Here is a 14,394-nt window from a genome sequence, read left to right as displayed (position 1 = left end):
GCCGCTTCACTGCGTCGCCGACGTGCCGTCGTAGACGTAGCTTGCCTGGCGGATGGCGTTGTTGACGGCGCGCGCGTCCACCGTCAGCGTACCGTTCGCGAAGACCAGCGTGTAGTTGTCCAGGCCGGTGCCACGCGCGGCCGTGCCGACGATGGCGTACCGGCCGGGCCCCGCCGCCGCCGATGCGCCGGTGCTCGTCATATTGACACCGCGGACCGTGTCGCCGTTGACGAGACCGCTGGCGGTGAAATTGGCGCCGCTGAAGACGAGCAGGGTGCCTTGCATCTTGCTCATGTTCTGCACGGTGAGCGTCAGCGTGCGCGGATCGACGGTCAGCGTGCCGCTAACATAGGTGATGGCGTAGTTGTCCAATCCCGTGCCGCGCACGGCGCTGCCCGTGATGGCGTATTGGCCCGTCGCCGCCGTGGCGACGTTGCCGGGGCTCGTCATGTTCACACCGCGAACCGAATCGCCGTTGACGAGGCCATCGGTGTCGAAGTCCTTGCCGCTGAAGACCAGCGTGTCGCCATAGACCTTGCTCAGGTCGCGGATCGTTATGGTCAACGCGCGAGGGGTGACGGTCAGCGTGCCGCTCACATAGGTGATGGCGTAGTTGCCCAATCCCGTGCCGCGCGAGGCGCTGCCCGAGATTGCGTATTGGCCGACCGTCGCCGTCGCGAGGTTGCCGGGGCTCGTCATGTTCACGCCGCGAACCGAATCGCCGTTGACGAGGCCGTCGGTATCGAAATCCGCACCGCTGAAGATCAACCCGTTGCCGTAACCCTTGCTGAGGTCGCGGATCGTGATGGTCAAGGCGCGCGGATCGACTGTCAGCGCGCCGTTCGCATAGCCGATGGTGTAGTTTCCGAGGCCCGAGCCTTGCGCGTTGCTTGCGACGATGGCGTAGGGACCGCCGGCCACAGGCGCCGTGGACGCCGCGCCGGTGCTGCTGAGATCGACCGACGCAACCGTGTCGCCGTTGACCAGGCCGTCGGTGTCGAATCCCGCCAGCGTGGCCGTATCGCCATAGGTCTTGCTCGCATCACGCGCCGTGATCGTGAGCGCCTTGGGATCGACGGTGATCGTGCCGCTCGCGGCGATGGTGTAGCCGTGCAGCGCCGTCGCGCTGCCGGGCGAAAGCGTGATCGTATAGGGCGAGCCCGTCACCTGCGCGGTGGCGGCCGCGCCATCGGACGTCAGGACCGGCGTGCCGTCGAGGATGTCCGACGCCCGGTCGCCGAGGAAGGCGTTGGCCACGCCGGCCTCCAGGCCGGAGACGGTGTAGCTCGCCAGCGCGCTGTCCGCATCGTCGCCATAGGTCTTGTGGATGTCACCCGCCGCCAGCGTGAGTGTCGGCGCATTGGCGAAGACATAGATGTTGCCCGCCGGGATCGTGCCGGGCGCGGCCGTGTCGTAGGTCGCGCCCCAGATCGCCGTTTGTTGGCTGTCCATCGATGTGCCGAAGGTGTCGCCGTCGGGATCGGCGGAGTAAACGATCCAGCGCGCGCCGGCCCCCTCGCCGACCGCCTGCAGATCGGTGACGTCGTTGATGAAGTGGCCGGCCGTGGCGAGCACCAGCGTCTCGCTCGGATCGAGGAGAATGTCGCCGGCCAAAGTGAGATCGCCGGCGCTGCGCAGGGTCAGATCGCCGCCATAGCCGGTGGAGTCCAGGCCGGCGGCGCCGACGGTGAGCGCGCCGGTGGTGTAGAGCGACAAGGCACCGAGATCGCCCTGCACCTGGCCGATCGCGTTGCCGCTGTCGGTCAGCGTGGTGGTGCCGGTGAGGGAATTCAGCATCAGCAGGCTGGCGGTCACCGGCTTGCTCTGAGTCACGGTGCCGAGCGACGGATCGACGATCTGCAGCGTGCCGGTCGAAAGCGCCTGGTCGATGTCGAGCGTCGCGCCGTTGTCGACCTCGAGGACGCGGTCGGTGCGCGTCGACAGCAGGCTCGACAGCGCGGTGTTGGCGCCGATCAGCGTCGCGGCGTCGGCGGAGAGCGCGGACAGCGTGGTGCTGCCGCCGGGCGCCTCGACCTGTGTCAGGGCGTTGGCGGTGATGGTGCGGTCGGCATAGCCGGACTGGTCGTTGACGAAGGTCGCGCCATCGGCGGTCGAGAACAGGTAGTCGTGCGTCGCGGCGATCGTGCCGATGGGCAGGTTGATCCAGAAGCGGCCGTCCTCACCGCTCGAACCGACGCCCGCGGCGGCCGCGAGCGCGGTGCCGGAGAGGCCGCTGACGCGCGCCTCGACGCGCGCGCCGGCGACGACGGACGTGCCGCTGCCGGTGTCGATGCCCGATTGCACCGTGCCCCAGAACGTCTCGGAACCGGAGGGATAGAGGAATTTCAAGACCGGGAAGCTGCCGCCCAGGGACCAGTCGCTGGAGCTGAAGCCGTAGCCGCTGAGCGACATCGCGGCGAGCGTCGCGGTTGTCGCGCCATGGGTCGTGGTCGTGGTGCCGTTCGCGGCGCCCACGCCCTGCGACTGGCCGGTGGACGTGGTGTTGAACCAGGCGCCGGAGATCGTCGCGGGCTGGCTGTGACCGGAGCCGTCCGCCGTGTTGCTGCCGGCGAAGCCGCCGACATTGGTGGCGCCCTGGACATAGCCCATCGCATACGACCCCACGATATGGCCGAATGCGACATAGGAGGTGAAAGAATTCGTGGGCGAGACCTGAAGCTGCGAGTCGTTCAGGCCGGCGAAGCCGCCGACATTGGTCGTGCCGTCGACCGCGCCGGTGGCATAGGCGTTGAAGATGCCGTTGAGATTGTAGCCCACGAACCCGCCGACATTCGTCGTGCCGCTCACGCCGCCTTCCGCGAACACATCGGTGAGATTGGACTCGTTCGTGGTCGCGCTGCCGTTGTTGCCGACGAAACCGCCGACGTTCATCACGCCGCTCACATTGCCCGTCGCGAAGGACTGCGTGATGTCCGCGCCGTAATCGACATAGCCGGTGAAGCCGCCGACATTGTCGTTGCCGGTGACGCTGCCGGTGGCATAGGCCGCGCCGTCCTGGGGCTGGACCTGGCCGCTGGTGAAACCGGCATAGCCGCCGACATAGTCGTGGCCGCTGACATTGCCGCTGGCATAGGTCTGCCAGCCCGCGCCGTTGGTCCACATCGTGCCGTAGAGCGCGCCGACCAGGCCGCCGACGTAGTCGTTGCCGCTGACATTGCCGGTGGCGTAGATGTTGTAGATGGGGACGCCGGATGCCTCGTTCGTATAGCCGATGAAGCCGCCGACATAGTTCCGGCCCGAGACGTTGCCGGTCGAACCCATGATGTGCGTGAAGAAGTCGTTGATCGTGGTGTTATCGGCATAGCCGACCATGCCGCCCGTGTAGTCGCGGCCGGTGACGTTCACCGCGGCGTTGGTGCTCTCGATGTCGGTGGTGTGGGTGAAACTCGGCTGATAGCCCCCGTCGCCGACGATGCCGCCGGTGAAGTCGCGGCCGGTGATGTTGCCGGTCACCGTCAGGTTCTGGATGGTCGCAGCATCGGTATAGCCGAAGAGGCCGACGAAATCCTGGGTGGGCCGGTTGATGTAGAGATTCGAGATCGTGAAATTCTTGCCGTCGAACGTGCCCGACGTGTAGGGGTTGGTGGTGGCGTAGACCACGAATGACGGGGTCGAGGTGGGATCGGATGTCGCGCTGCCCAGCGGCACGAAGCCCTGCCCCAGCCACAGGCCCGAGGCCTTGGCGATGCCGACGGCGTTCATGTCGATATTGCCGCCGAGATTGTAGCTGCCCGACAGCTTGAGCGCGACGAGCTGGAGCTGCAGCCCGTTGGTGATGGTGGCCGTGCCGCTGCCCGTCGCCGCCGAGGCGAGGAACATCGGCCGCGTGCCGCCGGCGGCGCCGCCCGCATTGTTGAGCGTGCTGTCGGTGTCGACGATCACCCAGCCGGCGGCGCCCGCCGTCGTGCCGAAGGTCCAGCCGGCGAAATTGCCCGCGCTGGTGAACTGCGTGCTGGTGAGACCCGAGGCGCCCGACGTCGCGCCGCTTGCGGTCGCGGCGAGCGTGGGGTCGATCGTGGTGTCGAAATAGCTCGCGGCGGTCGTGCCGCTGCCGAGCGTGCCGTAGAGTCCGCCCGCCGCCGCGCCGGTGACCGCGCCGCTGGCATAGGCCTGGCTGACTGCGCCGCTGTCGAAGGCGCCGATCAGCCCACCCGCCATGCTGCCGTTCACGTCACCGGTCGCGAACGCCGTCGTGATCGTGCCGCCCTGCATATGCCCGACGAGACCGCCCGCGGCGCCGCCGCTGCTTGTCACCGGAACCAGCGAGAAGACGGTGCCGATCGTGCCGCCCAGATTCTCGCCGACGATGGCGCCGGCCGGACCCGCGCCCGAGATCGAGCCGCTGACGATGCCGATGTTCCTGATGCTCGCGCCCGAACCGATGGCGCCGAACAGGCCGACCGCGTTGCCCGAGATGTCGGCGATGCTGAGGTTCGAGATCACGTGGCCCTGGCCGTCGAACGCGCCGGTGAAGGGATCGGCCGCGGTGCCGATCGGCGCGAAGTCCCCCGCCGCGCTCGCGTCGATGTCGGCCATCAGCGCGTAGCTGCCGGAAAGGTTGTTCGCGATGTTCTCCAGGCCCGCGAGCGTGGAGATCGTGGTGTAGGGGTTGAAGCTGCCGCTGCCGGAGAAGGACGGCGTCGTGCCGCCATAGCCGTTGGCGAAGGTCGTGATCGCCGCATTGCTCGACAAGGCGCGCTGGCCGGTGCCGCCCCAGGTGATCGTGCCGGTGCCGGTGTGGCCGGTGTCGGCGGTGATCGCGATGGCGCCCGTGCCCGTCTCGCTGATGTCCTGCGCGACCGTGATGCCGCCCGTGTCGCCGATGGTGACGGCGCCGGCCGCGACGATGCCGCTCTGCCCGCCGACGGTGCCGATGGTGAGCGCGTTCGCATCCTGGAATGTCACGCTGCCGGTGTTGATCGCGATCGTATCGACCTTGTTGCCGGTGTTGGCGAGCGTGTAGCTCGAACCGGTCGAGCCGAGCATCGCGAGGCTGCCGACCTTGATGGCGTTGGCCGCGGTCGTGGACTGCGTGACGGCGCCGGTGGGCTTGAGCACCAGCGTGCCGGCGGTCGCGGTCGTCGCTGCATTGAGCGCGATGCCGGCGGCGCTGGTCAGCGTGAAGGTGTTGGCGGTCGTCCAGCCGATGGCGTTGGTTTCGGTGATCGCGCCTACGGTGGTGGTCAGCGACGAGTCGCCGGCGACGGTGATCCCGGTGGTCGTCACGGTTCCGACGGTCAGCGCCTTGTCGTTGGTGAAGGCGAGGCTCGCGACCGAGGCCGCCAGCGTGGTGATCGCATTCGACGCGCTGCCCAGCGTGAAGCTGCCCGAATTGGCCTGCGCGGTCGCGGCGCTCCACAGGCGCAACTTGCTGGCGGTGATCGAACCGCTTGCGTTTTCCGTCACCGTCGCCGCGGTATTCGTGTTGTCGCCCGCCTTGAGCGACACGATGCCGTTGGTCGTGGAGAGCGCGCCGTTGATCGCGATGCCGGCCGGCGCGACGATCGCGATACCGGTGCCGGACACGCTGTTGGCGGTCAGCGCGCCGCCCACCGTGACCGCGCCGGTGGTCGACAGGGTGATGCCCGTGCCGCTGCCGTTATACGTGGTGGTGATCGCCGCCGAGGTCGTGATGCCGCCCGTGCCGGCGTTCAGCGTGATGGTCTTGGTGCTGCCCGCTGTGCCGGTCGCGGTGATCGCGGCATTGACCGCGATGGCACCACCGGAAGCCGAGGTCAGCGTCAGGCTGTGGTTACCGGTCCAGTTCACCGCGGCGCTGACCGTTATGTTGCCGACCTGCGATCCGCTCGAGCCGGTGGAGACCGTGACGTTCGCCGACGCCAGCGCATTCGCCAGCGTCGTCGCGCCGAGCTGGGAATCGTCGACTGTCGGCGCATAGCTGCCGCTGCTGATCGTGCCGCCCGTCCCCGAGACGATGGTCACGTTGTGCGGATCCAGCAGCAGGCTGCCCACCGTGCCATGCGCGGCCGACAGATCGGTCGCGCCGAGAAAATCGAGGAGACCGTGGCTGGAGACTTCCGCGAAGCCTCCATCGCCGCCCGCGACGCCGCCGCGGGCCGAAAGCAGCCCTTCGAAGTCCGTATGCATGTCGGACCACACGACGACCGCGCCGCCATTGCCCGCGCCGGACCCGTCCGCGTCGGCAGAGAGCTGCGCGCCGGCCGCGACGGTCGTGGTTTGCGCGCGCGCGACCGGAGCCTTGACTCGCTTCGTCGCGGGATCGTTGCCGCCGCCCTGGTCGCCGCCGATCAGGATCGTGCCGCCTTGCGCACCATCCGCGGAGATCCTCGCCGTCGCGCCGATGCTCACGTCATGGCCGGCGACCACCACCGTGCCGCCGCCGCCGTCGGCGTTCTTGGCCGCGATGGTGCCGGAGACCTGCGCGGTCCCGCCTGCCGTCAGCCAGACATGGCCGCCCCGTACCGCCGTACCGGTCGCATTGATCGCGCCGCCATTGCCGGCGATGGCGTAGACATTGCCGTTGGCGGCCGCAAGCTCGGCCTGCGCCGCCGCGATGCTGCCGCTCTGCGTCACGCTGCCGGTACCGCCGGAGACCGCGATGCGCGGATCGCCGTCGGCGGGCCTCAGCAGGAGCGTGTTGCCGGCGGCGAGTCCCGCCGTGCCGTTGGGCGCGCTGATGCTGCCGCTGTTGGAGGCGTTGCGGCCGAACAGGATGACGTCGCCGTTTGCCGACGCGATCGAACCTTTGTTCGCGACGTCGCCGGCCGAGGCGCCATGCGCGCTCAGCGCACCATTTTTCATGAACGTGTCCGCGTCCACGCCACGGGTACCGGCGACGAAGGAGCCGTTGGTGACGACCTTGCCACCCGGCCCGATCACCACGCCTTGCGGATTGATGACATAGACCGAGCCGGTTGCGCCGAGCCGACCCTCTATGGAGGAGAGGCTGCCGCCGGTCACGCGGTTCAGAGTCGCGCCATTGCCGTTGTTGAACTGCATCGAATTGCCGGCGCCGATCGAGAATCCCTTCCAATCGATGATTCCGCGAGTGGTCGTCTGGTCGACGACCATGTTGCCGTTGGAAGCGGCGATGGTGCCGTGGCCCGCGACGTAGCGGCCACCGCTGGGCAGTGTGTCGCCCGCCCAGGCGGTGCCGTGCACCAGCGCAAAAGCCGCCGTCAGCGCCGCAACGCGATGCGACAGGCGGGAAGATTTGCTTTGTAAGCGCACAGCTGACCTCTCTTCCACCCTGCGCAAGTCCGATCACGGACCACGCATGACGAGCCGACGAACATCGCCATAGATGCGGGTCGAAGTATGTGAACGAAAAGCGATGCGCCAACTGGAGAAAACCGATCCGATGCGTTGCCGGCGCGGCAAGTGAGGCTGCCGTTGCGGTGTGCCCCCTGGAGAAAACCGATACGATCGGGCAATTCACGGGAATTCGCAGATGCCGAACGCACAAGCCTCGCGTCGCCGCGAGAGCCATCGCAACGAAAACGAAGCGTCCGCGATCGGCTCATCAGCCGTCCGGCCCCGGACGGCAACACGTCGGCGACCTGCGCGCAGATCGAGTCCGGCATCCGCCGCGATAGATCACGCTGATCGCCTCATCCCGCCCGCCATCTGAGCGCCCGGCTTTCCTTCCGGATCTTCATGCGCGAGGCGACGCCGGCCGTTTCGCAAGCGTGGTCGCCGCCGTCGCGATGGATCGCAGCGGCGGCACGGACAGCGCCTTCATCGCGTCCACGCCGCCTGCGGGATGTCGATGTAGGACGTCGCGCGGAACAGCGTCCATGTCGGATCACCATCCGGCGGATAACGGCCGAACGTGTCGCGGTCGGCCCCCGCCAGCGCGAGCCGCAGGCGATAGCCCTTCGGCACCACCGCCGAGACGTTGTGCAGGCGGATCGCGATCTCGATCGCACGGTCCGGCGTCAGCAGCGAGGTGTCGGCACGCAGGAAGGAGGGGCTAAACGGATCGGCGCCGCCGCGCAGCGCCAGTCGCAGATCGCCCTCGGACAAGTAGATCACCTTTCCTTCCGGCGACACGGCTTCGAGATAGGCGAACACCGCGCCGTCGGGGTGCGTCGATGCCAGGCGCAGCCCGACCGTCGCGGCGCCCGTCACCTCGATCGCGTGATCGAGCGGCGCGGAGGTGTAGGTCAGAAGATGGCGATCGGCGGCCGCTCGATCGCCATAGGCGACGGGCCCGCCACCCATCTGCGTCGTCCAACGATTGGTCGTGCCCGTGCTCGCGTCGTAGTCGGTGCGATAGATGTCGGTGCCATTCACGCCGTCCGCCCGGTCGCGAAGCGTGTTCTGCGCGCCGAGATACCGGCGCACCGGCACGATTCCCGCCGGTGGCCAGGCCTCCGTCTTGCGCCAGACCGCAGCGCCGCCTGTATAATAAGTGATCCCGCGCGCCGGCGTGCCGGTCCCGCTCGCCGCGCGTTGCGCGAAATCCAGGAAGACCTGCGGCGGCACCGGCGCACCTGGCTCATCCTCCGCCGGCGACGGCAGGAAGGGATCGACGCGCTGGCCGCCGCCATGCGTCCAGGCGCCGAGATAGAGCGAGATCGGCGCCGACGGCGCGGCGGCATACCAGGCGAGCGCGCTGTCGGCCGTCGCCGCGTCGAACCAGCTGCCCCAGAGCTGCACCGGAACGGGCGACGCACGCAGCCTTGCGACCTGCGAAGACAGAAACCCGTCACGCAACGGCCGGCCCGATGGCACGAGATCGTCTTCGAAGTCGTAACGGGCGGTGCCGACGGTCGCGTTCCAATCTTTCTGGTGATCATGCAGCGCCGCGCGCAGCAGGCTGAAGTCCGTGTCGCCGTCCAGCGGCGCCAGATTCTCCATCGCTGCGCAGCGCGACGCGTCGATCAGGCACGGTCCGCCGCTGTTGAGCGCGCCGGTCAACGCGCCCCATTGGCGAAGCAGCATCTCGTTGCGCACGCCACCCGGCACGGCGAGATCGCGATAGGTGTCGAAGTCGATAAAGCGCGGCACCGCGCCCACGACGACCGGACTGCCCGACGCGACGGCGAGCGCCGCCAGGTTGGCGTCGTATGAGACGCCTGTGGTCACCACGCGCTTGTTCGACCAGGGCTGCGCCGCGATCCAGGACAGGATCGCTGCGATATCGCCGCGCTCCTCCGGCGAGAACACCATGTCGATGTGTCCCTGCGACGCGCCGGTGCCGCGCGTGTCGACGAAGACGAGCGCAAAGCCGGCGGCCGTGAACGCGCCGATCGCGCCTTTGCCGAGCCGCGAGCGGCGGCCATAGGGCGTCATCACCAGGATTGCGGGCGCCGGGCGCGCCACCGGCAGGATGACGTCGGCCGCCAGGTTCACCGTGTCCGGCATCGTTATCGCGAGCGCATGCCGTTCCGGCTCGGCCGGCGCGGCAGCGCCGACGATCAAAGCCGCGAGCGCGGCGGCGACAAGGCGCTTCGTCATAGCCTGCCCAGCAGATTCCAATATCCCGCCAGCAGCACCAGCGCCCAGCTGCACAGCGCCATCAGGCCGAAATGCAATGCCGCCGCGATGCCACCGCCCGTCCGCGCCGGCGGTGCCGTCCGCCAGCGCAGGAGCAGCAGCACCGGCCATAGGGCAAGGCCGAGGATCGCGAGCTGCAGGATCGCCCGCCAGACAAACGCCAGCCACATCCGGTTCGCCACCACGGCGTAGGTTGCATACTGCCCTTCACAGAACAGGCAGACGGCATAGACCAGGGCAAGCGACGCCGCAACGACACCCAATCGGCGATAGACCGGATTGCGCCCAAGGCCATAGAACGCCGCGAACAGCAGGAAAAGCGGCAGCAGGATCAGCGGCAGCACGACCAGCAGCGGCGTGTCGTACCAGGCGACGCGGCGCATGATCCACAACGCCGCCGGTCCCATGAACGCGCCATAGCGCGTGACACGGAACGCCTCGCGCAGATGCGTCTGCGGATCCTCGAACAGGCCCGGTTGGATCTGGCGGTAGAGTTTGCCGCCGATCCGCATATCGCCATGGCCCGCGGGCGCCACGGCGAGACCCTCGATCAGGCGCACCTGCAGATTGCCGACGAAGCTCGCGAACTGCGATGGCGTCGAGACATAGGTGCCGGCGAGCGCGGCGATCTCCGCATCGCTCAGGCGGTGGATGCCCTGCGTGCGCACGGCTTCCGGCGGCGCGGGCGGCAGGAATTTCCTCGCGAACGCCTCATGGATCTTGAGCAGGCGCAGGAAATCGTCCAGCGACACTTTCGGCCTTGGATCGAACAGGAACATCCTTATGCCGGTGGCGACGCCGGTCAGCGTCTCGCCGTCGAACGGATTGAACGGCCGCGCATTGATCGCGAAGAACACGCCGACCTGCTCGGCGGGATAAAGCACCATCGACGATGCCGAGCCGGCCATGCCGCCATCGTGGCGGATCGCGTCATGCCCGGCCTCGCGATCCTCGTAGAAGGCGCGGCCATAGCCCGGCAGCATCGGATGGATGCGGTGCGCATCGAAATCCGTCAGCGCCGCGAACTGCGCCGGCGTCAGGATACGCTTGCCGTCGATCCGACCGCCCTGCAGCAGCGCGGTCATATAGCGCGCCATGTCCGCGCCGGTCGCCGACGCGTCGCCGGCGCCCTGCTCCATCGGCTTGAGCAATTGGTGTGGGATGCGGCGCACCGTGCCGTCCGGCATCACATAGTGTTCCTCGATGACCGTCGCCATCCGCGAATCCGGCACGCCGATCACCGCATGCGTCATGCCCAGCGGACGGAATATCCGCCGGTCGATCAGGTCGCGGTAGCTCTCATGGCTGACGTTGGCGAGCGCCAGGCCGAGCACACCCCAACCATTGTTGTCATAAGCCATGTATGCGCCGGGCGGACGCACGCGCGGCACCAGCAGGCGCTGCATCTCCGCCGGCGAGATGTCCGCGCCACGGTTGGTCGGCGCGTCGACGCCGCGCAGCTCGGCGCCGAAACCGCCTTCATGCAGCAGGAGATTTCCGATGGTGACCGGCCCGAACCTATCGGGGACCTGGATCTGCGTGAGGTCGCGATTGACATCCTCAGCCGGGTCGATCCGGTGTTCGCCGATCATCTGCGTCGCGGCGATCGCGGTCAACGTCTTGGTGATCGAACCGAGGCGAAAGAGCGTCGTTTGCGGATCGATCGTCTTGCCGCCGATCCCCGTCACGCCATAGCCCTTGAGCACGACGATGCGGCCATGATCGACCACGACCAGGATGGCGCCGGGAATATGCGTCTTGGCCATGACGCCGCCGAAATAGGAATCCATCCAGGCGCCGACGGCCTTGGGATCGAGCGCCGGCGCGGCGGCCTGGCCGGCGGCCGTCGCTGCGCCCGTCACGGTCCATGCCAGCAGGACGCCGAACAGCAGGCGCCAGGTTGCGCGCATCACACCCTCCCGCGAGACCGGCAGCGCAGACAGGATAGCCCCGCGCCCGCCACGGCTAGAAGTGCTTGTTCAGGGTCAGGCCGATCGTACGGGGGCGGATGAGCACCCACTGGTCGGTTCCCGTCTCGCTCTGCGATGCGCTCAACTCGCCTTTCGTGTCGCCCACATTGTCGGCGAACAGCATGAGGTCCCAGTCGTCGCCGACCACGCCCGCCCGCAGGTTCACCTGCGTATAGCCCTCCGAGACCGAGTATGGCGCGTTCGAGATGAGCGAATACGTGCCGGAATTGCTGAACACGTCGGCCCGCACGCGGCCGGCAAAGCCGGTGCCGAACAGCGGGAAGGTATATTGCGCGCTGCCGGAGGTCTTGAACCACGGCACGAAGGGCAAGGTCGAGCCGGCGGTCGCCGCCGCGCCGGGCTTCACGCTGTCGAGCGTGGCTTCGGTATAGGTCTCGCCCAGCGAGAGTTCCAGCCCCTCGACCGGGATCGCGGTGAGTTCGAGCTCGATGCCCTGGCTATGCGCCTTGCCGGCGTTGAACGAATAGCCGAACAGCGGGTTCGGCGTCGCCGCATCGACGATCAGGTCGCTCCAGTCGATATAGAAAAGATCGCCGTCGGCCACGAGCCGGTCGTCGAACCAGCTCGTCTTGGCGCCGATCTCGTAGTTCCACAGGCTTTCGGGCCCGAAGCTCGTCGGCGCGCCGGGGAACATGAAGGCGTATGGATTGATATCGCCGGCGCGGAAACCGCTCGACGCCGTCGCATAGACCAGCGCCTTGTCGGACACGTCGTAGCTCACCGACACCTTCTCGGTGACATGCGAGACCGACGCCTTCTGCGAAAGGTCGGTGAAGTTCACGCCGGTGAAGAGGAGCGGCACCACGCCGCTCACGCTCGCCTTGGTGTCGCGGTCCTGCTCGAAATAGCGCAGGCCGCCCGTCACATGCAGGGCGTCGGTGATCGCATAGCTCGCCTCGCCGAACACCGCATATTGCCGCGAGGTGTCGCCGACCTCGAGGTCGAACACCCCGGGCTCGGCCGGCGACGTGACGGTGGAATTCGCGATGAACAGGTAGTTGTTGTCGTAGAAGCCGCCCAGCGTCCACTGGAACGGGCCGTCGCCATTCGACACCAAGCGCAGCTCTTCGGTGAACACCTTCTGGTCGTTCGGGCGCAGGATGGCGACCGTGTCGATCGGCGTCCCGAAGATGAAGCTCGCCAGCGGCGCCTCGGTCGAGAAATCGTTGCGGCTGAACGAGCTGCGGACGAAATAGCCCGTCGCCGAGGTCAACGTCGCGAAATCCAGGTCGCGCGCCACGGTCAGATTGTAGATGTCCACCTTGTCGTTGCGCGGCTCGGCCGTCGGCGCGGCGTAGACATAATCGAGGTCGCTGACGCTTGGCCCGTCCGACCGCGAGTATTGATGGATGTAGCTCGCGTCGATCGTCCATTTCGGGTCGGGCGTGAAGCGCAGCGCGAAGCGCACCGTCGAGCTCGTGTTCTTGTTGTAATGCGTCGCACCGATGTCGGGATTGGTCGTCCAGCCGTCGTAATCCGACCACAGCGCGACGGCACGCAGCGCGAGCACGTCGTCGATGATGGGGATGTTGACCATGCCGGCCACGTCGCCATTCGCGCCGCCATGGTCGGTGTCGGAGACGGTCGCGCGCAGGCCGGCCGAAAAGCCGGAGGCGTCGGGCTTGTTGGTGACGACGCGGATCGTGCCGCCCTCCGAGCCTTCGCCGTACAGCGTTCCCTGCGGCCCACGCAGCACCTCGATACGGTCGACGTCGAAGGATTTGAGGTTGATCTGCTCGCCCGTGAAGGCGGTAACCGGGATTTCGTCGATATAGATGCCGACCGACGGCGCGGTGCCGCCGATCTCGGAGATGCCGCGGATGGTCGTGCGGTTCTCGCCCGCGCGGTCGTTCTGGAACGACAGGCCCGGGATCGCGCCCGCGAAATCGGAGAGGTCGGAGCCGCCCATCTGCTCCATCTTCGCGCCGGTGAGCGCCGTGATCGCAACCGGCGCCGACTGGAGCGCTTCCGGCCGCTTTTCCGCCGTCACCACCACCGTCTCGACCTTGTCGACCGGCGCCGCGGCGTCGGCAAAGGCCGGCGTCGCCAGCGGCACGGCCGCCGCGCCGGCCAGAAGGGCGCATGCCAGACGCCCCGTCGAAAGTCCGCGATATGCCCTAGCCCGCATCGATGCCCCCAAAAATGACGCAACTCGGTCATCAGACTGACCATAAACCGAATTCTAATTCTGTTTTTTAGGGGGAGTCAAACGGCACAAGAGCGATCAGACGCCGACGTTGCGATTCGGCAACGCCAGCCGCGCCGGGACGGGCGAACGGCCCGTGAGCGCGCGATACCAGAGAACGGCGAGATTCTCCGTCACCTCGTCGGTGCCTCCGGCCGACGCGACCAGCCCGGGCTCCTTCTCGATGAAAAGCTCGAAAAGGAAAAGGTCGGCGAAGCTGAGCAGGCCATAGGCGCTGGCGCCCTCGGGGCGGCCGGTCGCCGCACCGGCCGCCGCCATGTCGTCCAGCCGGGCGGCCCATACCGTCGCCGCGTCATCCCACAGCTTGACATAGACGCGGTCGATCATCGCGAGCTGGTTGAAGCAGCGCACCAGACCCGGCGAGTCATAATAGGCGCGCACGAGCGCCGTGCTGGCGGCGAATATGGCGCTGTAGAGATCGCGATAGTCGAGCGCCGTCATCAAAGCCGCCCAGAAGCTCGCATTGTGCTCGCGCACGACCTCCTCGATGAGATCGGCCTTCTTGTCGTAGTGGAAGTAAAAGCCGCCGGTCGCCACCCCTGCCCCGCGGCAGATATCGGTGATCGTCATGTCGAAATAGTTCTGGCTGTTCAGCAGCGCGATGGTTGCCGCCTTGATCTTCCGGCGCGTCCGCTCGCTGCGGCCTTGCCGGCGTCCGTTCCCGATACCCACGACATCCTTCGGCGCGCTCAT

At 67.6% G+C, this 14,394-nt stretch carries 5 protein-coding genes; all 5 read right to left on the bottom strand.

Features of this window, described 5'->3' with window-relative positions:
* Positions 1–6: 6 nt before the first annotated feature.
* The gene (locus WDM91_00025) at positions 7–7,233 is read right to left on the bottom strand and encodes an MBG domain-containing protein (GenBank protein ID MEI9992948.1); all 7,227 of its coding nucleotides are present in this window, start codon (positions 7,231–7,233) and stop codon (positions 7–9) included.
* A gap of 507 nt (positions 7,234–7,740) precedes the next feature.
* The gene (locus WDM91_00020) at positions 7,741–9,465 is read right to left on the bottom strand and encodes a CocE/NonD family hydrolase (GenBank protein MEI9992947.1); all 1,725 of its coding nucleotides are present in this window, start codon (positions 9,463–9,465) and stop codon (positions 7,741–7,743) included.
* Complete coding sequence (locus WDM91_00015; protein ID MEI9992946.1) at positions 9,462–11,414, bottom strand: serine hydrolase domain-containing protein; 1,953 nt, start codon at positions 11,412–11,414, stop codon at positions 9,462–9,464. The genes WDM91_00020 and WDM91_00015 overlap by 4 nt, the downstream gene beginning before the upstream one ends.
* A gap of 55 nt (positions 11,415–11,469) precedes the next feature.
* Complete coding sequence (locus WDM91_00010) at positions 11,470–13,623, bottom strand: TonB-dependent receptor (GenBank protein ID MEI9992945.1); 2,154 nt, start codon at positions 13,621–13,623, stop codon at positions 11,470–11,472.
* Positions 13,624–13,719: 96 nt separating this feature from the next.
* A partial coding sequence (locus tag WDM91_00005) for a TetR/AcrR family transcriptional regulator (protein ID MEI9992944.1) occupies positions 13,720–14,394 on the bottom strand: 675 nt, incomplete at its 5' end.

Source organism: Rhizomicrobium sp., assembly GCA_037200385.1.
Classification (GTDB): Bacteria; Pseudomonadota; Alphaproteobacteria; order Micropepsales; family Micropepsaceae; genus Rhizomicrobium.
This window is presented reverse-complemented; position numbering and strand designations above follow the sequence as displayed.

Excerpts from the sequence above, each read along its gene's own strand:
- WDM91_00010 (MEI9992945.1), bottom strand. The coding sequence starts at position 13,623 with ATGCGGGCTAGGGCATATCGCGGACTTTCGACGGGGCGTCTGGCATGC.
- WDM91_00015 (MEI9992946.1), bottom strand. The coding sequence starts at position 11,414 with ATGCGCGCAACCTGGCGCCTGCTGTTCGGCGTCCTGCTGGCATGGACC.
- WDM91_00020 (MEI9992947.1), bottom strand. The coding sequence starts at position 9,465 with ATGACGAAGCGCCTTGTCGCCGCCGCGCTCGCGGCTTTGATCGTCGGC.